Source organism: Streptomyces sp. CHD11, from assembly GCF_018638295.1.
Classification (GTDB): Bacteria; Actinomycetota; Actinomycetes; order Streptomycetales; family Streptomycetaceae; genus Streptomyces.
This window is the reverse complement of sequence record NZ_JABTTS010000027.1, coordinates 176,404-196,352: the sequence shown is the minus strand read 5'-3', so window position 1 is coordinate 196,352 and position 19,949 is coordinate 176,404. Positions and strand designations below refer to the sequence as shown.

At 73.4% G+C, this 19,949-nt stretch carries 22 protein-coding genes; 14 read left to right on the top strand and 8 right to left on the bottom strand.

Annotated features, from left to right (window positions below):
* Nucleotides 1–103: 103 nt before the first annotated feature.
* From HTV45_RS24905 to HTV45_RS24895, 3 genes are all read left to right on the top strand, one after another.
* Nucleotides 104–1,039 (top strand): M56 family metallopeptidase, encoded by a 936-nt coding sequence (locus HTV45_RS24905; RefSeq protein ID WP_215208096.1) that lies wholly within the window; start codon nucleotides 104–106, stop codon nucleotides 1,037–1,039.
* 74 nt (nucleotides 1,040–1,113) lie between these two features.
* Complete coding sequence (locus HTV45_RS24900) at nucleotides 1,114–1,860, top strand: phosphatase PAP2 family protein (protein ID WP_215208095.1); 747 nt, start codon at nucleotides 1,114–1,116, stop codon at nucleotides 1,858–1,860.
* 243 nt (nucleotides 1,861–2,103) lie between these two features.
* Nucleotides 2,104–2,781 carry a TetR/AcrR family transcriptional regulator gene (locus HTV45_RS24895; RefSeq protein ID WP_215208094.1) on the top strand — a complete coding sequence of 226 codons (678 nt, stop codon included), beginning with the start codon at nucleotides 2,104–2,106 and terminating at the stop codon, nucleotides 2,779–2,781.
* Here the strand turns inward: HTV45_RS24895 and HTV45_RS24890 are convergent.
* Nucleotides 2,769–4,271: an LVIVD repeat-containing protein gene (locus tag HTV45_RS24890; protein ID WP_215208093.1), complete on the bottom strand. Its 1,503-nt coding sequence runs from the start codon at nucleotides 4,269–4,271 to the stop codon at nucleotides 2,769–2,771. The genes HTV45_RS24895 and HTV45_RS24890 overlap by 13 nt on opposite strands.
* 189 nt (nucleotides 4,272–4,460) lie before the next feature.
* On the opposite strand from HTV45_RS24890, the gene HTV45_RS24885 reads away from it, so the two are divergent.
* Nucleotides 4,461–5,123 carry a DUF305 domain-containing protein gene (locus HTV45_RS24885; RefSeq protein ID WP_215208117.1) on the top strand — a complete coding sequence of 221 codons (663 nt, stop codon included), beginning with the start codon at nucleotides 4,461–4,463 and terminating at the stop codon, nucleotides 5,121–5,123.
* Between the two features lie 102 nt (nucleotides 5,124–5,225).
* On the opposite strand, the gene HTV45_RS24880 is transcribed toward HTV45_RS24885, so the two are convergent.
* Together HTV45_RS24880 and HTV45_RS24875 are read right to left on the bottom strand one after the other, a co-directional pair.
* On the bottom strand, nucleotides 5,226–5,690 hold the full coding sequence (locus HTV45_RS24880; RefSeq protein WP_215208092.1) for a DUF6214 family protein: 465 nt from the start codon (nucleotides 5,688–5,690) through the stop codon (nucleotides 5,226–5,228).
* A 365-nt stretch (nucleotides 5,691–6,055) separates the two neighbouring features.
* Nucleotides 6,056–6,415: a helix-turn-helix transcriptional regulator gene (locus tag HTV45_RS24875; RefSeq protein WP_215208091.1), complete on the bottom strand. Its 360-nt coding sequence runs from the start codon at nucleotides 6,413–6,415 to the stop codon at nucleotides 6,056–6,058.
* A gap of 124 nt (nucleotides 6,416–6,539) precedes the next feature.
* Here HTV45_RS24875 and HTV45_RS24870 point away from each other — a divergent pair, with 124 nt between their 5' ends.
* The 3 genes from HTV45_RS24870 to HTV45_RS24860 all read left to right on the top strand — a co-directional run bounded on the left by HTV45_RS24870 (nucleotide 6,540) and on the right by HTV45_RS24860 (nucleotide 9,242).
* Nucleotides 6,540–7,619 (top strand): NADH:flavin oxidoreductase/NADH oxidase, encoded by a 1,080-nt coding sequence (locus tag HTV45_RS24870; protein WP_215208090.1) that lies wholly within the window; start codon nucleotides 6,540–6,542, stop codon nucleotides 7,617–7,619.
* A gap of 63 nt (nucleotides 7,620–7,682) precedes the next feature.
* A complete protein-coding gene (locus tag HTV45_RS24865) occupies nucleotides 7,683–7,985 on the top strand; it encodes a hypothetical protein (RefSeq protein ID WP_215208089.1) in 303 nt (100 codons plus the stop codon).
* A 102-nt stretch (nucleotides 7,986–8,087) separates the two neighbouring features.
* Complete coding sequence (locus HTV45_RS24860) at nucleotides 8,088–9,242, top strand: sialidase family protein (RefSeq protein ID WP_215208088.1); 1,155 nt, start codon at nucleotides 8,088–8,090, stop codon at nucleotides 9,240–9,242.
* Between the two features lie 189 nt (nucleotides 9,243–9,431).
* On the opposite strand, the gene HTV45_RS24855 is transcribed toward HTV45_RS24860, so the two are convergent.
* On the bottom strand, nucleotides 9,432–10,109 hold the full coding sequence (locus tag HTV45_RS24855; RefSeq protein ID WP_215208087.1) for a uracil-DNA glycosylase: 678 nt from the start codon (nucleotides 10,107–10,109) through the stop codon (nucleotides 9,432–9,434).
* Between the two features lie 145 nt (nucleotides 10,110–10,254).
* Here HTV45_RS24855 and HTV45_RS24850 point away from each other — a divergent pair, with 145 nt between their 5' ends.
* Both HTV45_RS24850 and HTV45_RS24845 read left to right on the top strand, forming a co-directional pair.
* Nucleotides 10,255–11,262, top strand: a complete 1,008-nt coding sequence (locus HTV45_RS24850; protein ID WP_215208086.1) for a BadF/BadG/BcrA/BcrD ATPase family protein — start codon at nucleotides 10,255–10,257, stop codon at nucleotides 11,260–11,262.
* A gap of 84 nt (nucleotides 11,263–11,346) precedes the next feature.
* Entirely contained in the window at nucleotides 11,347–12,267 is a 921-nt protein-coding gene (locus tag HTV45_RS24845) for a sirohydrochlorin chelatase (protein ID WP_215208085.1), read from the top strand.
* An 85-nt stretch (nucleotides 12,268–12,352) separates the two neighbouring features.
* Here the strand turns inward: HTV45_RS24845 and HTV45_RS24840 are convergent, their stop codons facing one another.
* The gene (locus tag HTV45_RS24840; RefSeq protein WP_215208084.1) at nucleotides 12,353–13,390 is read right to left on the bottom strand and encodes a lactonase family protein; all 1,038 of its coding nucleotides are present in this window, start codon (nucleotides 13,388–13,390) and stop codon (nucleotides 12,353–12,355) included.
* A gap of 107 nt (nucleotides 13,391–13,497) precedes the next feature.
* Nucleotides 13,498–14,985, bottom strand: a complete 1,488-nt coding sequence (locus HTV45_RS24835) for an FUSC family protein (protein WP_215208083.1) — start codon at nucleotides 14,983–14,985, stop codon at nucleotides 13,498–13,500.
* 227 nt (nucleotides 14,986–15,212) lie between these two features.
* On the opposite strand from HTV45_RS24835, the gene HTV45_RS24830 reads away from it, so the two are divergent.
* From HTV45_RS24830 to HTV45_RS24820, 3 genes are all read left to right on the top strand, one after another.
* Nucleotides 15,213–15,689, top strand: coding sequence for an Lrp/AsnC family transcriptional regulator (locus tag HTV45_RS24830; protein WP_215208116.1), 477 nt, complete (start codon nucleotides 15,213–15,215; stop codon nucleotides 15,687–15,689).
* Between the two features lie 19 nt (nucleotides 15,690–15,708).
* Nucleotides 15,709–16,404, top strand: a complete 696-nt coding sequence (locus tag HTV45_RS24825; protein ID WP_215208082.1) for an HAD family phosphatase — start codon at nucleotides 15,709–15,711, stop codon at nucleotides 16,402–16,404.
* Nucleotides 16,405–16,822: 418 nt separating this feature from the next.
* On the top strand, nucleotides 16,823–17,572 hold the full coding sequence (locus HTV45_RS24820) for a DUF4142 domain-containing protein (RefSeq protein WP_215208081.1): 750 nt from the start codon (nucleotides 16,823–16,825) through the stop codon (nucleotides 17,570–17,572).
* A 17-nt stretch (nucleotides 17,573–17,589) separates the two neighbouring features.
* Here the strand turns inward: HTV45_RS24820 and HTV45_RS24815 are convergent, their stop codons facing one another.
* Entirely contained in the window at nucleotides 17,590–18,357 is a 768-nt protein-coding gene (locus HTV45_RS24815) for a LysR family transcriptional regulator substrate-binding protein (RefSeq protein WP_215208080.1), read from the bottom strand.
* A 58-nt stretch (nucleotides 18,358–18,415) separates the two neighbouring features.
* Between HTV45_RS24815 and HTV45_RS24810 the strand changes: the two genes are divergently transcribed.
* Nucleotides 18,416–18,808, top strand: a complete 393-nt coding sequence (locus tag HTV45_RS24810) for a DUF5997 family protein (protein ID WP_215208079.1) — start codon at nucleotides 18,416–18,418, stop codon at nucleotides 18,806–18,808.
* A gap of 235 nt (nucleotides 18,809–19,043) precedes the next feature.
* Nucleotides 19,044–19,532 (top strand): hypothetical protein, encoded by a 489-nt coding sequence (locus HTV45_RS24805; RefSeq protein WP_215208078.1) that lies wholly within the window; start codon nucleotides 19,044–19,046, stop codon nucleotides 19,530–19,532.
* Here the strand turns inward: HTV45_RS24805 and HTV45_RS24800 are convergent.
* Nucleotides 19,498–19,914: a hypothetical protein gene (locus HTV45_RS24800; protein ID WP_251692673.1), complete on the bottom strand. Its 417-nt coding sequence runs from the start codon at nucleotides 19,912–19,914 to the stop codon at nucleotides 19,498–19,500. The genes HTV45_RS24805 and HTV45_RS24800 overlap by 35 nt on opposite strands.
* Nucleotides 19,915–19,949: the final 35 nt, after the last annotated feature.

The window sequence follows — 19,949 nt, the reverse complement described above, 5'->3', positions numbered from 1 at the left end:
CGTGGCCGCTCACCGGTCGCCCGCGGTGCCCGCTACCGTTGCCTGCGTCACTTCGGGCCCGAGGTGTGTGTCCCTGAGTGGCCCGCACTCCTAGGCTGAAGGCATGATCCTCCCCGCGGTCCTGCTGGTGCTCGGCCTTCTGACCGCTGTCGTGGGTCCCCGGCTGCTGGCCCGGGCGGACTGGCCCGACCGCGAACCGGTGGTGGCGCTGTGGGCGTGGCAGTGCGTGGTCGCGGCCGTGCTGCTGTGCTGCGCCCTGTCGATGACGTTCAGCGCGGCGGCCGCCTGGCACGCGGTGGGCGGGCGGGTGTTCGCCACCGCGCCCCGTGCGGTCGTGGAGGCGTACTCCCTCGGCACGGCAGGGCTCTGGGCGGCGACCACCGCGGTGGCGCTGGCATGCGGCGGGCTGTGGAGCGCGGCGATGCTGGTCCGGGAGATCGTACGGGCCCGCGCCCGGCGCCGGGCCCGCCGGGGCCAACTGCGCCTGCGGGCCCCGCTGCTGCCCGGGGAGGAGCCGGGCACCGACCGGCTGGTGGTCCTCGAGAGCGAGCGGCCCGACGCCTGGTGGCTGCCCGGCAGTCCGCCCCGACTGGTCGTCACCACGGCCGCGTTGCGAAGGCTGAAGGGACGGCAGCTGGATGCCGTCCTCGCTCACGAGCGGGGACACGCGCGGGCCCGGCACGACTGGCTGCTCAACTGTTCCTCGGCCCTGGCGGGCGGGTTCCCGCAGGTGCCGGTGTTCGCGGCGTTCCGCGACGAGATGCACCGGCTGGTGGAACTCGCCGCGGACGACACGGCCTCCCGGCGCTTCGGCCGGCTGACCACGGCCCTGGCGCTGGTCGGACTCAACGAAGGCCGCGGGGTGTTCGGCCCCTGTGCGGACTCACGGGCCGAGGTTCCGGCGCGGGTGCACCGGCTCCTGACCCCCGCGGACCGGCTCACCGCGGGGCGGCGGCTGCGGCTGACCGCCGTGGCGTCGCTGGTGCCGGTGATCCCGGTCCTGGTGGCGTTCGTACCCGGATTGCGGGCACTGGGATAGTCCGCGGACCGCAGAGGTCCGGCGGCGGGTGAGAGGACTGGCCCCGCGCATCGCCGGTCGGCAAGGATCACCCCATGCACACCCCCCGCACCGAGTCCCCGCACAGGCCCCCGCGGCAGCGTCCCGCCGCCCTGTCCACCGGCATGCTGGCGCTGTGCTCGGCGCTGCTGCTCGCGCTGGTCGCCACCGAGTGGGGGGCATTGCTCGCCCTGGACGGCGACATCTCCCGCGCCACCCACCGCTGGGCGGTGGCGGAGCCCACGCTGACCCGGACGGCCCGCATCCTGACGGACTGGGTCTGGGACCCGTGGACGATGCGGGTGCTGTGCGGCGTCGCGGCGGGACTGCTGGTGTGGCGGTACGCGGACCGGTGGACCGCGCTGTGGCTGGTGGTGACGGTGGCCGTCGCGACGGCTGTCCAGCAGGGGCTGAAGGCCGCGCTCGACCGTCCCCGCCCGGTCTGGCCCGACCCGGTCGACTCCGCCCACTACGCGGCCTTCCCGTCGGGTCACGCCATGACCGCGACGGTCGTCTGCGGCCTGCTGCTGTGGCTTCTGCACCGTCACGGCGTGCGCCGCGTCCTGTGGCGCACGGCGCTGATCACGGCGGTCGTCTCGGTGACCGGCGTCGGCCTCACCCGTGTCTGGCTGGGCGTCCACTGGCCGACGGACGTCCTGGGCGGCTGGATTCTCGGCGCGCTCGTGGTGAGGGCTGCGGTGGCCGTCCATCGACACCGTCATCCGGGCACCGCCGCACAGCCGCGGCCTTCCACACCGCGCCCGGGTATGCGGCGGGGCAGTGTGCACCGCCCGCGCGAGTGAGTCCGGCAGCGGGGAAGACACCCTGCGGACACCGGGCGGCGCGAACACCCTGGCCGCAGGCACCCAACGGCTGACGCCCATCGCCTCCGCCCCGTGGCGGGTCTACGAGTTCACCCCGTGCGCCGGCCTCCTTGGACGATCCCCCGCGTCGCCCAAGGAGGCCGGCAACCCGGGACGTGCCCAGGGCCCGTCCCGACGCGTTGAGTATAGTTGGCTGGCAGCCAGTCAACGCAGGAGTCCAGCATGTCCCCGCGCAGCGCCCTGGTCAATGAAGAGTTGCGGAGGCGTTCGAAGGAGCGGCTCCTGCACGCGGCGGTGGAGCTGGTCGACGAGCGCGGGTACGAGGCGACGACACTCGGCGACATCGCCGACCGGGCCGGTTCCGCGCGGGGCCTGGTGTCGTACTACTTCCCGGGAAAACGCCAGCTCGTACAGTCCGCGGTGCACCGGCTGATGCACCGCACCCTGGAGGAGGCCCTGGAGCGCGAACCGCGCGCGGAGGAGGGACGGGAGCGGATGGCGCGGGCCATCGACGCGATCCTCGGCCTGGCGCGGGAGCGGCCGGTACTGATGCGCCAGCACATGGCCGGACTGCTGCAGGCCGAGGGTTTCCTGCCCTGCCCCGAGCAGTGGCGCCTGGCCGAACTGCTGAGCGACACCGTCGCCCGGCACGGCTCCGACGACGTCGAGTCCGACTACCCCATGCTGCGCGCCCTGCTGATGGGCGCCGTGTACGCGGCGGTGATGCCCGGCGCGCCGCTGCCCGTGCCCGTACTGCGCGCGGAATTGTTCAAACGCTACCGGCTGGACTGGGAGATGGGTGTCCCGCCGGACACCGGAGCGCCCGGCGGGACGTGTGAGAAGGACCGGACGGACATGGCCCGGTTCTTCGCGACGGAGCCGGACGGTCAGTCGAAGTAGTCCGGCTGCGTCTGCACGTTGAGCTCGCGCATGTGGACCCAGCGGGCGGGGTCGGTGCGCCGGTCGTCGATCTTCAGGACGTCGAAGCCCTTGGCGATGTCGTTCGAGTAGATGTAGCCGTTGTAGTAGTACGCCGACCAGGAACCGCCGGTCACGATCCGGTCGGTGGTCAGCGGACCACGCTCGAAGTATGCGATCTCGCGGGGTTTCGAGGAGTTGGTGAAGTCCCAGACGGAGACGCCGCCCTGGTACCAGGCCTGGACCATCAGGTCCCGGCCCCGGACCGGGATGATCGAGCCGTTGTGGGCCACACAGTTCTCGGTGTCCGCCTGGTGGCGCGGGATCTTGAAGTAGCTGCGGAAGACCAGCTTGCTCCGCTCACCCTTGCCGACGATGTCGTAGATGCCGTCCGCGCCGCGGTCGGGGCCGATCTCCGCGTTGCAGGTGGCCGCGCCACCGCCGCCCAGCTCGTCGGTGAAGACGACCTTGCGGGCCGTCTGGTTGAAGGTCGCCGAGTGCCAGAACGCGAAGTTGACGTTGTCCTGCACCCGGTCGATCACCCGCGGACGCTCCGGGTTCTTGATGGAGAACAGGATCCCGTCGCCCATGCAGGCACCGGCGGCCAGGTCCCTGGAGGGCAGGACGGTGATGTCGTGGCAGCCGGTGGTCTTGGAGACACCCGGGTTGGTGGGCGCACCCGGGTTGCCGCCGCCGTCCGGACCCTCACCCGGGAACAGCACCGGGAAGCCCACGACCGCCGCCTTGTGCGGTGCCTTGCGCGGCACCTTGATCACGGAGATGCCGTCGTGCGGCGGCAGGCAGTCGGGGTACGCCGCGTTCGGCGAGTACGAGGAGACGTAGACGTAGACGTTTTTGCGCTCGGGCACCAGCGTGTGGGTGTGGGAGCCGCAGGCGGTCTCGACGGCGGCGACGTAGCGCGGGTTCCGCTTGTCGCTGATGTCGAAGACCTTCATGCCCTCCCACGAGGACTTCTCGGTCGCCGGCTGGGTGGTGCTGTTGCAACTGCTGTCGCTGCGCGAGGAGTCGGTGGACAGGAACAGCAGGTCACCGGAGACGGAGATGTCGTTCTGCGAGCCGGGGCACAGAACCTGGGCCACCGTCCTGGGGGCCCTGGGATTGCTGATGTCGAAGATGCGGAAGCCGTCGTAGTTGCCGGCGAAGGCGTACCGGCCCTGGAACGCCAGGTCCGAGTTGGTGCCGGCCAACACGTCCTTGGGGATGTTGGCCACGTGCCGGATGTTGCGAGAGTGGACGATCTCGTCCTGACCGGGTATCTCGCCACTCTCGATCGCCTTGCGGGCCTCGGCCTGGTCGCTGCGCGAGACCTCCTTCTGAGCGCTGGGCGCGTCCCCGGGGTCGGGGATCGCCGCGGCCGGCGAGGCGGTGAGCAGGGCGGCCAGCAGGCCGCCCGCCGCCGTGGCGACTCCCAGCCGTCTGCGCCGGGTTCGGGAACCTCTCAACAGGATCACTGTTTTCCTCCCTGGTTCCGTTCGCGTCGGAACGGTTTGGCTCCGGCAGTATCGTCTTCGACATGCACATACCAACAGAGGGCAACGCCGCCGCAACCAAGTTTTTCGATCAATGTCGCGCGGAAGCGTGCTAGGACGGTCGTCGACACTCACGAGGTGTCCCGTAACCCCCTGCCACAGGAGGTCCTTGTGCACTACCGCCGTGTGCCACCCCTGGCCGTCGCCGCCGCCGGGCTGACCGCCCTGGCCGTACTCGGACTGGTGGGCTGCGACTCCGGCACGGAGGACACCAAGTCCTCCGCGCGAAGCGGCCCTTCGGTCATCGCGCCCGGCGCGCCGGGCGAGGAGAACCGGACCCTGTCGGCCGAGGAGGCGTCGCGGCAGCGCGCGGAGGACGACTCCCCCAACTCGGCCGACGTGGACTACGCGCGGATGATGATCGGGCATCACGCGCAGGCCCTGGAGATGACCGCGCTCGTGCCGGACCGCGCCGAGTCGCCGAAGATCGTCAAACTGGCCGAACGCATCGCCGCCGCCCAGGGGCCGGAGATCCAGGCGATGAAGGGCTGGCTGAAGAGCCACGACAAACCGGAGCGGGACGGCGGGCACGGGCACGACCACGCGACGATGCCGGGGATGGCCACACCGGCCCAGCTGAAGCAACTGCGCGCGGCCGACGGCAAGGCCTTCGACCAGCTCTTCCTCACTCTGATGACGACTCATCACCAGGGGGCGGTCACCATGTCCACCGAGGTGAAGGGGCAGGGCAACAACATCTGGATCGAGGAGACGGCGGACGACGTGGTGGCCCAGCAGACGAGCGAGATCAACCGGATGCGCGACCTGCTGTGACGGCGCACCGCCCGGCGGGCGCGTCCGGCGGGCGCTCCGGCCGGCGGGCGGCGGGCGACGGGCGGCGCGGGGAGGACACCGGGCACCGGACCGCGGCGGCGCTCAGCGGCGGGCGTGCCGCGGGGACAGCAGGCCGGCGTCGCGCGTACGGCCGATGAGCCGGAGCGAGCCGCGCCTGCTGTACCCGGTCTCGTCCATCACGGCGAGGACCGGATCGGCCCCCCGCTCCTGCGCCTCGCGGTAGGCACGTGCCACGAGGCGCGCCTCCTGGGGCCCCCGCGGCCGGGCGGAGCCGTCACGGTGCGTGCCCGTACCGGCGTCCTCGCCGCCGGGATCCGGCTCGTCGCCGCAGGCCCGCGCCAGCGGGCCCTCGATCCAGTCGGCGAGCACGGCCAGGTCCTCCAGGGCGAGCGCCGGCCGGGCCTGTACGTCCTCCACACAGACCCACCCCTCGCACACCGTCGCGAGGGCGTCGATCCTGGCCCCGTCACCGAAGTCCAGTCGCACGTGGAGCCACCGGGTCGCCCGTTCCCCCTCCCGCACCTCCCATGCGGGCCACACGGACACCGCACCCTCCGCCGGAGAGCGATCGGAAAGATGAAGGAAAGATGCCTCGAGCACACACGCAACGTAACGGTGTGATCAGTTTCCCTCTGCGGGAACACGCGCCCCGCCCGGCGGACGGCACCCTGTCAGCGGAGCGCGGACCGTGCCGTCCGGGGGGACCTCAACGATCTCCGGCGGGCCCGGGGGTGAGAGAATCCGGCGCGCCGCGCCTCGAGGGGCGCCGGGCGGGAGCCGGCCGGAGCGCCCGTGTCCCGGCCGGGCAGCAGTACCCCGGCGCCCGGCCGCAGGAGGGAGCGGCTCACCCGCACCGGGGCGGAGGCGGCCTCTCGGCCCGGTGCGGGTGAGCACCCTCCGGCCGGGGACCGTCAGGGTGCGTCGTGGCGGCCGGCCTGGCGGATGGCCGCGGTGAGCAGGGCGTCGAGCAGGCCCGGGAAGAGGCCGTCCAGGTCGTCGCGGCGCAGAGCGTTCATCTTCGCGGTGCCCTCGTAGACCTGCCGGATCACACCGTTCTCGCGCAGCACCCGGAAGTGATGGGTGGAAGTGGACTTGGTGACCGGCAGATCGAAGTGCGAGCAGGAGAGCGCGGCCTCCTCGGCGGCGAGCTCGCGGACGATCCGCAGCCGGACGGGGTCGGAGAGCGCGTGCAGCACACCCTCCAGCCGGATCTCGTTCCGCGGGGGGTGCGGCAGATCACGGCTGCCGGGGACGGGTGCGGCGGTCGTCACGGCGGCGGCTCCACATTCGTTCCGGGAGGAATCTCCATTGTACGAGGGGCTTCGTAGTTTGACATGCGCCGTACTACGATGTTTATCGTACTACACGTCCAGTCCTCGCCGAATGGAGCCCACCGTGAGCACGCTGTTCCAGCCGTACACCCTGCGCGACGTGACGATCCCCAACCGGGTGTGGATGGCGCCGATGTGCCAGTACTCGGCCGCGCCCGACGGGCCCGGGGCCGGCGCCCCGGACGACTGGCACTTCGCGCACTACGCGGCTCGCGCCGCCGGCGGCACGGGGCTGATCGTCACCGAGGCCACCGCCGTGTCCCCGGAGGGCCGCATCTCGCCGTACGACCTCGGCATCTGGAACGACACCCAGGTCGAGGCCTTCCGCCGGATCACCCGTTTCCTCAGCTCACAGGGCACCGTTCCCGCCATCCAGCTCGCACACGCCGGCCGCAAGGCCTCGACCGAGCGCCCCTGGAAGGGCGGCGCGCCGATCGGTCCCGAGGCCCACGGCTGGCAGCCGGCCGCACCGAGCCCGCTCGCCTTCGCCGAGGGGCACCCCGTCCCCGACGAACTGACCGCCGAACAGATCCGGGAGATCGTCGGCCAGTTCCGCGACGCCGCCCGCCGGGCCCTCGCCGCCGGTTTCGAGATCGCCGAGATCCACGGCGCCCACGGCTATCTGATCAACGAGTTCCTCTCCCCGCACTCCAACCACCGCACGGACGCCTACGGCGGCTCGTACGAGAACCGGACGCGCTTCGCGCTCGAGGTCGTCGACGCCGTGCGTGAGGTCTGGCCGGACGACAAGCCGCTGTTCTTCCGCATCTCGGCCACGGAATGGCTGGAGGAATCGGGCTGGACCGCGGACGACACCGTCCGCTTCGCCTCCCCGCTGCATGACCACGGCGTCGACCTGCTCGACGTCTCCACCGGCGGCAACGCCACCGGTGTGCGTATCCCCTCCGAGCCGGGCTACCAGGTCCCCTTCGCCGCGCGGGTGCGCGCGGAGACGCCGATGCCGGTGGCCGCCGTGGGCCTGATCACCGAGGCCGGGCAGGCGGAGAAGATCCTCGCAGGCGGGGAGGCGGACGCGGTGCTCCTCGGCCGCGAGCTGCTCCGCGATCCCTCCTGGGCCCGGCATGCGGCCCGTGAGCTGGGCGCCGCGGTGCATGTGCCGGACCAGTACCACCGCTCCGTCTGACGCCGTCCGCCGCGCACCGTGATGGCGGCCCGGCTTCCCTGCCGGAGGTGCACCGGGAACGACTTGGCTGTTCTGTCCCGGGCGGCCCTGGCCCGACAGCACACGCTGTACGCGCACGCCGCCTGGCCTGTTCCACCGACAGCCCCGACGGGAACTGCCCTACGAGGCACCCCGCGCGGCGTCCCGTACGGCCGGCCGCTCCCCGCGCGGCCGCGCTGGCTCCTCGTCCCGCCCGCCCCGCCCGCCGTCACCGACGCCTTCCGCGCGACGCGGCTGGGCGGCGACCGGGGGCACTCCTCCGGCACGCTGCCCGCGGCGGCCGGGGTCGGCGGGATCGCGGGGCAGGTGCTGCCGGAGCGCGGCTGAACCCGTCACCGGGGCGGCCGCGCCCGGCGCGGGCGGCCCGCCGCCGGCCGCTTCGGCACACGGCACAGCCTGCGGCGCGGCCTGATCCACGGGTGACTGTCAGTGGTGGGGTACAGACTGGCCGGTGACCGAGACAAGGACGTCGAGGACGACGTCGCGGAGGTGATCGGCATGACCGAGGTACTGCTCGCCGTGGGCACCCGCAAGGGCCTGTTCATCGGGCGCCGACGAGGTGGCGCCTGGAAGTTCGACGAGAGTCCCCACTTCAACGCGCAGGCCGTGTACTCGGTCGCCATCGACACCCGGGGGCCGAACCCCCGGCTGCTGGCCGGCGGGGACAGCGCGCACTGGGGCCCGTCGGTGTTCCACTCCGACGACCTGGGCCGCACCTGGACCGAACCGGCCCAGCCGGCCGTCAGGTTCCCCAGGGACACGGGCGCGTCGCTGGAGCGGGTCTGGCAGTTGCACCCGGCCGCCGCCGAACCCGATGTGGTGTACGCGGGTACGGAACCGGCCGCGCTGTACCGATCGGAGGACCGTGGGGAGACCTTCGAACTGGTCCGACCGCTGTGGGAACACCCCACCCGCGACAAGTGGGTGCCGGGCGGCGGCGGTGAGGGGCTGCACACGGTACTGACCGACGAGCGCGATCCGCTGGCCGTGACGGTGGCCGTCTCCACCGCCGGGGTCTTCCGCACCCTGGACGGCGGCGCCGGCTGGGCGCCGTCCAACTCCGGGGTCTCCGCGGTCTTCCTCCCGGACCCGGACCCGGAGTTCGGGCAGTGCGTGCACAAGGTCGCCCGGGACGCGGTGAACCCTGACCGGCTGTACCTGCAGAACCACTGGGGGGTGTACCGCAGCGACGACGCGGGCGGACACTGGACGGACATCGGCGAGGGACTGCCGTCGACGTTCGGCTTCGCGGTGGTCGCGCACCCCCACCGGGCGGACACGGCCTACCTGTTCCCGATCACCGCCGACTCCGACCGGGTCCCGGCCGGCCGTCGCTGCCGGGTCTACCGGACGGCGGACGCGGGCGCGAGCTGGGAGCCGCTCACGGCCGGACTGCCGCAGGAGGACCACTACGGCACGGTGCTGCGCGACGCGATGTGCCACGACGGAGCGGACCCGGCCGGCGTCTACTTCGGCAACCGCAACGGCGAGGTGTACGCGTCGGCCGACGACGGCGACAGCTGGCGGCAACTGGCGTCGCACCTGCCGGACGTGCTGTGCGTACGGGCGGCGGTCGTCGGCTGATCCCGCCCGGGAGCCCCGCCTCGGGCGTTCGGGCGCACCGGACGCCCGAACCGCGTGCCCGCCCGGTGCCGCCACCGGCGGCCCGCCCGTCGAACCGCCCGCGGTGGACGGCCACGCCCCGGTGCCGAAACGGCCGACCGCCCCCGCATGCCCCGGCCGCCTCGCCGTCCGCGCGGGCTGGCGGGCCCGTTACGGCAGGCGCCATTCCACGGGTTGTGCGCCCTGGCGGGTCAGCAGGTCGTTGGTCCGGCTGAAGGGGCGTGAACCGAAGAAGCCCCGGTCGGCCGACATCGGTGACGGGTGGGCCGACTCGACGGCGGGGAGATCGCCGAGCAACGGACGGCAGTTGCGGGCGTCCCGTCCCCACAGAATGGAGACCAGGGGTTTGCCTCGCTCCGCCAGCGCGCGGATCGCCTGCTCGGTGACCTCCTCCCAGCCCTTGCCGCGATGGGCGGCGGGCTTGCGCGGAGCCGTCGTCAGCGCCCTGTTCAGCAGCAGCACACCCTGCTCGGTCCAGGGGGTCAGGTCGCCGTTCGACGGTCTGGGCAGCCCCAGGTCGGAGTTCATCTCCCGGAAGATGTTCTCCAGGCTCCCCGGCAGGGACCTCACCTCGGGCGCCACCGCGAAGCTCAGCCCGATCGCCATACCGGGCGTCGGGTAGGGGTCCTGGCCCACGATGAGGACACGGACGTCGTCGAACGGCTGCTGGAACGCCCGTAGGACATGAGGACCCGCGGGCAGGTACGTACGCCCTGCGGCTATTTCCGCCCGCAGGAAGTCGCCCATCGCCGCGACTCGGTCGGCCACCGGTTCCAGGGCCTTCGCCCAGCCCGCTTCCACCAGTTCATGCAAAGGTCTTGGTGCCACGCACGGACTCTAGCGACAACGGGGCCCGGACTCCTACCCGAGGCGTCCGCGGGCAGCGGCGCCGGGACGCTAGTGTTCGTCCTCGTCGTGAGCGGTCGGCCCACGACACCGTGCGGCCGGCCGGCAGAGGGTGAGGTGAAGCGCCGTGACGGGGCCCGCTTATCTCGCCGTGGACTCCGGAGGTTCCGGACTCCGGGTCGTCGTCGGGGCCGGCGGGCGGGGTCCGCTGGCCCGGTCCTCCTCGGGAGAACCGGTGCGGACCGGGGCGCGGGGCATCGACCCGGAGCACTTCATGGAGCAACTGGTGCCCATGGCACGGGCGCTGTGCGCGGAGGCCGGGACCGGGCAGCCGGCGGAGGCCGTCGTGGGCGCGGCCGGGATGGCCAGTCTGGGGGACGCGCTGCGGGCGGAGCTGCCGGACGCGCTGGGCCGTGAACTGGGGGTACGGCGGGTGGCGTTGGCAGCGGACGCGGTCACCGCGTACGTCGGCGCCCTCGGGCCGCGCCCCGGCGCGGTGGTCGCCGCCGGCACGGGACTCATCGCGACCGGCACCGATCTGACGGGCTGGCGCCGGGCGGACGGCTGGGGCCATCTGCTCGGGGACTGCGGGGGCGGCGCCTGGATCGGGCGGGCCGGCCTGGAAGCGGCACTGCGCGCGCACGACGGCCGGGAGGGCGGCTCGAAGCGGCTGCTGACGGCCGCCGAGGACGTGTTCGGACCCGTCACCGGGCTGCCGGGCCGGCTGTATCCGCGGGCCGACCGGCCGGCCGTGCTCGCGTCGTTCGCGCCGCGGGTGGGCGAGTGCGCGGCCGGCGGGGACCGGGTCGCCGTGGAGATCCTGCGGGCGGCGGCCCGGCACATGGCCGACACCGCGGCCGCGGTGTGCCCGGCGGAGGGCACGCCGTCGATCGCTCTCACCGGTGGCCTCTTCCGGATGGGAGCGCCCCTGCTCGGCCCCGTGGACGAGGAGCTGGCGAGGCGGCTGCCGGGGGCGCGGCGGGTGCGGGCCGAGGGGGACCCCCTGCACGGGGCGGTGCGGATGGCGGAGGACCTGACCAGCGGTTCGTTCACCCTTCCGGGCGACGCGACGCTGCTGTGCGTGACGGTCCCGGCAGGTGGGCAGGGCACACCCGCGGCGGACGCCCGTACGTAACTCATCCGACAAAACCGGACGGATACCGCTCACCTGCACCCTCCCCGAACAGGGGAGCCCAGGAAACCACTAACATGCCGCTACATGAGCACCCCCACTGGGCCCGCGTCCGGCCTGCCAGTACGAATGCCGCGCCCCCGTCAGCCCGGGCGGCACCGCCGTCCCGAGCCGCTGGTGGCTCCCGAGGACGCGCCCGCGCTCGTCCTCGCCGTGCCGGGTGCGCCCAGTAGTGCCACCCGCTCGCTCGCCGAAGAGGTCGTGAGCATCGCCCGTTCCGAGCTGCCCGGTCTGGACGCCCGGATCGGCTACCTCGACGGCGACGAGGAGCACCCCTCGCTGACGTCCCTGCTCGCGCACGCGGCCGAGGAGCGCACCGCCCGCTTCGAGCAGGCCCGTGCCGCCGGCGTGGACGTGAAGGAGCCCGACGGCCCCGTCGCCGTCGTCGTGCCGCTGCTCGCCGGTCCGGACAGCGCGCTGGTGCGCGCGATCCGCCAGGCCGTGATGGACAGCCGCGTCGCCGCCGAGCTGACCGATGTGCTGGGCCCGCACCCGCTGCTCGCCGAGGCGCTGCACGTGCGGCTGTCGGAGGCCGGTCTGGCCCGCGCCGACCGTGCCCGGCTGTTCACCGTGGCGACCGCCGCGGACGGCATCATCCTGGCCTCGGTGGGCGGTGACGAGGCCGTGCAGGCGGCCGGGATCACCGGCATGCTGCTCGCCGCGCGCCTCGCCGTGCCGGTGATCGCGGCGGCCCTGGACCAGGAGGGTTCCATCGCCTCCGTGGCCGAGCAGCTGCGCGGCGCCGGTGCGCAGCAGCTGGCGCTCGCGCCGTATCTGATCGGCCCGGAGATCGACGCGAGCCTCATCGAGGAGGCGGCTCGGGAGGCCGGCTGCTCCGCCGCCGAGGCGCTCGGCCCGTACCCGGCGATCGGGAAGCTGGCGCTGGCCAAGTACACGACCGCCCTCGGCATCGCCCCGCCGCAGGCGCAGAACACCCCGGCCCACTGACACGGCCGGCCGAGGCAGGACGCCGAGCGGGCCCGCTCCGGATTTCCGGGGCGGGCCCTTCGGCGTGTACGGGCCGGGCGCCCGGTCAGCGGGCGGCGAGCACCACGCAGGAGGCGGCGGGCACCGGGATCGACCCGCCGCGCCGCGGCACTCCCGTCTCCGGGTCGAGCGAGAACCAGGTCACGTCCCCGGAGCGCTCGTTGGCGACGTACAGGACGGCGTCCGAGGCGGTGATCGCCCGGGGCCAGTGGCCGCCGCACGGCACGGTGGTGAGCGGGGTCAGTCCCGCGCCCTGGCCCTCGGCCAGGAACACGGTCAGGACGTCCTCGCCGCGGGTCGCGGTCCAGACGAAGCGGCCGTCGGCCGAGACAGCCACACCGGACGGGAAGGCGTCGCCGGCCGGGGGGCCGGGCAGCACCGGGACCTCCGCGAGCGGCTTCAGCACACCGCCGGCGGCGTCCCAGCGGCAGACCACGAGGGTGGGGCTGAGCTCGTTGAGGACATAGGCGTACGAGCCGCCCGGGTGGAAGGCGATGTGCCGGGGGCCGGAGCCGGGGCGCAGCGCGATCTCCCGGTGCGGCACCAGGACACCGCCGGCCAGCGCGCACACCCGCACCGAGTCCGTGCCGAGGTCGACGCCGACCGCCCAGCGGCCGCTCGGGTCCGGCTGCACCTGGTGGGCGTGCGGGCCCTGCTGGCGCTGCGGGTGGGGGCCGGAGCCGCTGTGCCGGAGGACTCCGGAGACGGTCCGCGCGAGAGAGCCGTCCGCGCGGACCGGGACGGCGCTGACGCTGCCGGAACCGTAGTTCGCGGTGAGGAGATGCCCGGCGAAGAGGCTGAGGTGGGTCGGCCCGCTGCCGTCCACCGGCACCTCACGTCCGGCGGGTTCCGGACCGTCCGCGGTCACGCGGAACGCGGCGACGGCGCCCTCGGCCGTCTCACTGACCGCGTACAGCATGCGGCCGTCGGGTGACAGGGTCAGCCAGGACGGGTCGGCGACAGTGTTCACGGCGCCCAGGGGCGTCAGTGCGCCGCTGCCGGGCGTGACGGCGGCGGTGACGATACCCGGTCCTCCCGCCGCCGTGAACGACCCGATGAAAGCCCGCCGTCCGGCGTGCGTCACGACTGTCCCCTCTCGTCTGATCTCGTCCGATGCCGACCGGGTGACGGTAACAGCCGGTCACCCGGGGCCAGGTGCGCAGGACGCGCCGTGGCCGGCGGCTCGCGGGGTCAGGCCCCGACCAGCGGGGAACGGGAGGGGGTACGCAGCGGGGCGGCGAGCTCGGCGAGGGCCCGTTCCAGACCGTGGAGGTGGGCCAGGGCCGGTTCGGATGCCACCGCAGTCGTCCGTACGGCGATGTCGCGGCCGCCGGTGAGCGCCTCGACCGCGGCTTCCACCCGCCAGCAGGCGGCGGCGAGCCGGGCGTCGTGCGAGGCCTCCGGGTCGGCGGCGACGGCGACGAGACCGCGGATCTCCCGGGCGCAGTCGTCGAGCAGGGCGAGCACCTGGCGGGCGCGCCGCTTGCGCGCGCGCATGGGGTTCAGGGGGTGCACCAGCGGGGCCACCGCGAGGCGTACCCGGGCGAGCAACTGCTCCAGTTCGGCCACCATGGGCGCCGGGTCGGCGTCCACCGCTCCGGCCAGTCGCGCGGCCGCCTCCGCGGTGCAGGCGTGGACGCAGCGAAGGGCCCGCTGGATCCAGCCGTCGGTGACGCGGTGCGTGGTGACGGGCAGCACGAGCGCCACCGCCAGCACCGCGCCGAGCGCGCCGACGCCGGTCTCCACGGCCCGAAGCGCCAGCAGGCCGGGGGACAGCACCCCCAGCAGGCCGTAGAGCATGGCGGCGAGCAGGGTCACCCAGAGCATCATCCAGGTGTAGGACACGGCGGCGGTGTAGAAGATGCCGAAGACGGAGACGGCGACGACCAGGACCGTGACCGGCACCTGACCGTGCGCGGGGACGGCCACGAACAGCGCGAGCCCGATGCCGATGACCGTGCCCAGCACCCGTCGGAAACCGCGTACCAGGGTCTCGCCGCGCGAGGTGGTGTTGACGAAGACCCACCAGGTGGCACCGACCGCCCAGTACCAGCGCTCTCCCGACACCAGCTGGCCCACGACCAGGGCGAAGCCCGCGCCGGCGGTCGCCTGGACGGCCTGACGGGTGGTCACCCGGGCCAGTCCGGTACCGGCCGGCGGCGCCGGTGTCACGGGCGGAGGGAGACGGCGTTCGTAGCACCACAGTCCGAAGCGCGTGACGGCGGCGGCGAGCACGGACAGCACGACGGAGGCGTACAGCTCGGGCAGCTGCTCCGGCCGCGTGCGCAGGAACTGCGCCACGAAGTAGGTCATGAACGCGAAGACCCCGAGGCTGTGCCCGCGAGGTCCCCAGCGCCGGCTGTACACGCCCAGACCGACGACGGCGAGGAAGGTGAGGTCGCGGGCCACCGGCTGGTCCTGCAGAACAGCCGCCGCGGCCAGTACCGGCAGGCCGACGACGGGCAGCAGCGCGGTGGTGACGGCCTGTGCGCGGACCGTGGCGTCGGTGACGGTGAACAGCGCGAGGAGCGCGGCGAGCCCGCCGGTGACGACCCCGGTGAGCGAGTGTCCGGCCAGGCCGCAGACGACGACGGCCAGCCCGATACCGAGCACGGCGCGCGCCGCGAAGCGCAGCCGTGTCCGGCCCGGGTCCGGGGCCGTGAACACCCTCTTCAGCACCGCTTGCCCCCTGATCTCCCGTGTGGTGTACGCCGTGGGACGGGAAGTGCACGCCACGGCATGAGAAAGGCGCCGCGGAGGTCCGCAGCGCCATCGACATCCCCATATCAGCATCTCTTCCACCAGCGGCTCAACCGGCTCGATCCGGAGTGCGCCATTGGTACAGTATTCGCGGCACTTCTACGGCCATCGCCGTGCCAATGGCCGACACCGGGACCGGAGACCTCATGGCCGTGGACGAGCTGGACACCCGCATCCTGCGGTTGCTGCTGGAGCAGCCGCGCACCAGCGTGCGGGAGTACGCGCGGATTCTCGGGGTCGCCCGCGGCACCCTGCAGGCTCGGCTCGACCGCATGGAGCGCGAGGGCGTGATCACCGGCACCGGTCCCGCCCTCTCCCCTGCCGCGCTGGGCCACCCCGTGCTGGCGTTCGTGCACATCGAGGTCACCCAGGGACGGCTGGACGAGGTGGGCGACGCGCTGGCCGCCGTACCCGAGATCGTCGAGGCCTTCTCCATCACGGGCGGCGGCGATCTCCTGACCCGGGTGGTGGCGCGCGACAACGCCCACCTGGAGGACGTGGTCCAGAAGCTGATCAGTCTGCCCGGAGTGGTCCGCACCCGCAGCGAGGTGGCCCTGCGTGAGCGCGTCCCGCACCGGCTGCTGCCGCTGGTGGAGTCGATCGGCCGGACGGCTCGGACGTGAGCACTGACATGCTGGCCCCATGAGCACGCTCGGCACCCTCTCGGTCCTCTTCGATCTCGACGGAACACTCGTGGACAGCGAGCCGAACTACTACGAGGCCGGCCGGCGGACCCTCGCCGCGTACGAGGTCCCGGACTTCTCCTGGGCGGAGCACCAGCGGTACGTGGGAATCAGCACGCGCGAGACGATCGCCGACTGGCGGGAGCGCTACGGCCTGTCCGCGCCGGTGGAGGAACTGCTCGGGGTCAAGAACGGCCACTACCTGGAGCTGGCCGGCGCGTCGACCCGGGTGTACCCGCAGATGCGCGAGTTCGTCGGGCTGCTGGCGGCCGAGGGCGTCCCGATGGCCGTGGCCTCGGGTTCCTCACCCGAGGCGATCGGGGCGATCCTGGCGGGCACGGGCCTGGACAGGTATCTGCGCACCGTCGTCCCGGCCGACGAGGTCGCCCGCGGCAAGCCCGCTCCGGATGTGTTCCTGGAGGCGGCCCGCAGGCTCGGCGCGGACCCGGCCGACTGCGTGGTGGTCGAGGACGCCGCCCCGGGCGCCGCCGCCGCGCACACGGCCGGGATGCGCTGCATCGCGATCCCGTATGTGGCGGAGCAGGCCGACGCGCCTGAGTTCGCCACCGCCGGCCTGCTGCTGCGGGGCGGGCAGTCGGAGTTCACGTCCCGGGCGGCTTACACCTGGCTGGCGGACTCCGTCCGGCGCCCCTGACCGGAGCACCGCGCGCCCGCGCCCCTCGGGGCGCGGTGCGAAGATCACACCGCTCCCGGCCTCGTCGGCGCACGCCCTTCCGCGACACCCTTCCGCGACACCCGGAAGCGGTGTGATCTTCGACACGTCGCGCCGCCGGCGTCGGCGGCCCCGCCCGGGACGGCCGCGCCGCGCCGCTCGACGAGGACGCCTGGGCCGGTGCGCCCTCACACGGCGGGAGAACGCTGGTGACACGTGCGCGATCCGCGGTGGACGGCCGGGGGCAGGCCGGTTCGCAGGGCCGCGCCGACGGTGAGCGAGTGACGAGTACGGGCGCCACCCGCCTGGACCGTCCGAAAATTCTTTCCCGAACGGTGATTGTCTCGCGCCCGGCGTCCGTACTCCCTGCTGTTGGGCCGTTCATATCCCAGGAGGCACGATGCGCATCTCGCGCAGCACGGCAGGTACCGCGTTCGTGGGCGGAGCCATGATCCTCACCCTCACCGCGCTCGCCTATCCCACCATGCTGGGCGTACAGAACACATCGACCAAGCAGGACCGGGTGGTGGCCAACACGAACTACGGCCCGCTGACCGAGGCGGACCGCGACTTCGTGGTGAAGGTGCGCGCCGCCGGGCTGTGGGAGCACCCGCTGGGCCTGCTGGCGATGGAGCGGGGGACGACGCCGGAGATGAAGGAGGCGGGCGAGCACCTGGTCGTGGGGCACGGCCGGCTCGACGACTCGTGCCGCAGGATCTCGCTGGAGCTCGGCATCACGCTGCCGAACCAGGCGTCACCGCAGCAGCAGGGGTTCGTGGAGACCATCAAGTCCACCAACGGCAAGGAGTTCGACTCCTCGGCGGTGAACATCATGCGGGTGACGCACGGGCAGATCTTCCCGGCCATCGCCAAGATCCGTGCCAACACCAGGAACACCCTCGTCCGGCAGCTGGCGGACCAGGCCAACGACACCGTGCTCGACCACATCACGGTGCTGGAGGCGACAGGGCTGGTCAATCACGAGCAGGTCAACTTCCAGCAGACCAGCCCGCCGAAGATGCCGCGGGAAGCGGTGACGCCGCCGGCACCGCAGGCGGGTGCGCCGGTCGTCGCGCTGGAGATCCCCGAGGAGCTGAAGGACCTCAACACGGTCTCTCCGGCGCCGTCACCGTCCTCGACGGTCAAGTAACGCGGCGGAGGGGACGGTCACGACCCGCGGCGGGGCCTGCCCCGCCGCGGGTTCTTCGCCGTACCGCCCATGCCCGACCGGCGGCCCCGTCCGCCGGATCCGCCGCCCTGCCGGGTGCGCCGGGGGCCGGCGTCGGTCCGCTCGCGCTTCCTCTCCGGCGTCGGCTGCTGCTGGGTGCGGCCGCGGGTGCTGTTGACGGTCCGGCCCCGGACGATCCCGATGAAGTCCTCCACCCGGTCGGTCGTCGCCGCCTCCGGCCAGGCCAGCGCCACGCCCGACCCGGGAGCGGGTTCCAGCGGCCGGTGGGTGAGGTCCCTGCGGTGGTGCAGCCGGGCGAGCGACAGCGGCATCACCAGCACGCCGATCCCGGCCGCGACGAGTTCGACCGCGTCCGCGGTGGTGGCGGGCCGCTCCCGGGCGGGCCGCCCCGGCAGGCTCTCCCACTCGAGGACGTCGTCCAGGGGGTGCAGCAGGATCTCGTCGGCCAGGTCCTCCGGGGTGACCGCGTCGACGGCCGTGACGAGGTGGTCCCTGGGCACCACGACGACCGTCTGTTCGGTGTAGAGGGGAATCGCGCTGAGGACCGTACGGTCGACGGGCAGCCGGACGAGGCCCGCGTCCGCCTCGCCGCTCAGCAGCAGATCCTGCACCGCCGCCGCGGAGGCCTGGGCGAGGGCCAGCGGGACGGCGGGAAACCGCTCGTTCCAGATGCGTACCCATTTGCCGGGCATCACGCCGGGTACGTACGCGAGCCGGAACGAGGGGGGCACTGCCGAGCCTGTCACGCGGCCAGGTTACCGGCCGTGGTCGGCGGTCGCGCACACGCTCGATACCCTGGTCCCCATGACGCAACACCAGAGCACCCAGACGATGAAGCCCGCGACCGCGGCGAAGAAGCTGGGTGTGTACCTCGATGCCACCCCCGACGCGTTCCGGGAGGGTGTCGTCTCACGCGCCGAGCTGAACGCGCTCCAGGCGGACCCGCCGCAGTGGCTGCGGGACCTGCGGCGCGACGGCCCGCATCCCCGTCCGGTCGTCGCGGCGAAGCTCGGCGTCTCCATCGCCGGTCTGGCGCGCGGCGGAGTCACCGAGCCCCTGACCACCGAGGCGATCGAGGCGCTCAAGCAGGAGCGCCCCGAGTGGCTGGAGCGGGAGCGTGCCACCCAGGCCGAGGTCCGCAAGGAGACGGAACGGATCAAGAAGCGGGACGCGGAGCGCGCGGAGCGCGACGACTGATCCGTCCCGCCCAGCGCGTCGAACGCCCCCCCGACCGGTTCCCGATCCGGCTCCAGGGGGCGTTCTGGTTCCGGGGCGGTGCGGTCCCGGAAGCGGTGCGGTCCCGGAAGCGGTGCGGTCGCCGTGGCCGAAAACGCCAGCCCGCGCCACCCTTCCGGTGGATAGAAATATCTACGAGCATGACCCGTACCGCACGCGCCCGCAGCGGCGCACCGACCGCGCCCGGGGTGGGGACATGCACAGCGTCATGTGGAAGCAAGCCGTCGAGTGGCTGGCCGCATCGGCCACCGACCCGCAGGAGTGCAAGCGCGAGTGGGATCACGGCAAGGGGACGGCGCTGCTCGCAGCCGGCCGGTACTGGGACGTGCTCAGCGTGCCCGACCGGCTCGGGCTCCTCGCCCTGGACATCCTGTGGCGCGATCCCCTGAAGGCACCCGGGCCCACCCTGGTGGACATCACGGCCCGCAGAGTGGGGTTCTTCCTGCCGCCCGATCCGGTCACCGAGTGGGTCGGATTCGGGGTGCGGCACGTCGGCCGGGGGGCCTGGGTCGCCGTACCGCCGCCCTACCGGCCGGCGGGCCGGCTGGAGTGGCTCGTCCCCCCGGACGGCAGCGGCGCCCTGCACTCCCCCGGTCCGCTCGAGACGGCCCTGCGCAAGGCCACCGGCACGCTCGCCGTGCTGGCGCCGGTCAGCGCGGACCCGGCGGGGCCGGACGGCTGGTGAGCCGGCCGGCCCCGGCGGGCGGCCCCAGGAGGGGGAGCGGCACGAGGAAGGGCACCGGCGGGACCGTCGCGCGCTCGCTCACGGTCGGGGCGGCGAAAGTGGCCCACAGGCCGTCACGGTGCTCCGGCACCGTGTACCCCCTGGCCCGCCACTCCGCGACCAGCGCCGTGCAGATCGGCGTGTGGCCCCCGTACCCGCTGGTGAGTTCGGCGTACGGCCGGCGCGCGGCGTCGTGCCCGAGAAGGCGCCGCGCCGTCCCAGTGCTGTCCATGCCCGGCCAACGCGCCGCTGTGCGCCGGTGGTACGCCGTCGGCTCCGGGTCCGCCCGGTCGGATGAAGCCGTCACCCGCACGGCGCTGCGGGCCGGCTCGTGATCATGCATGATCCGGAGGACTTCTTGCTGATCATCGTGGGCGG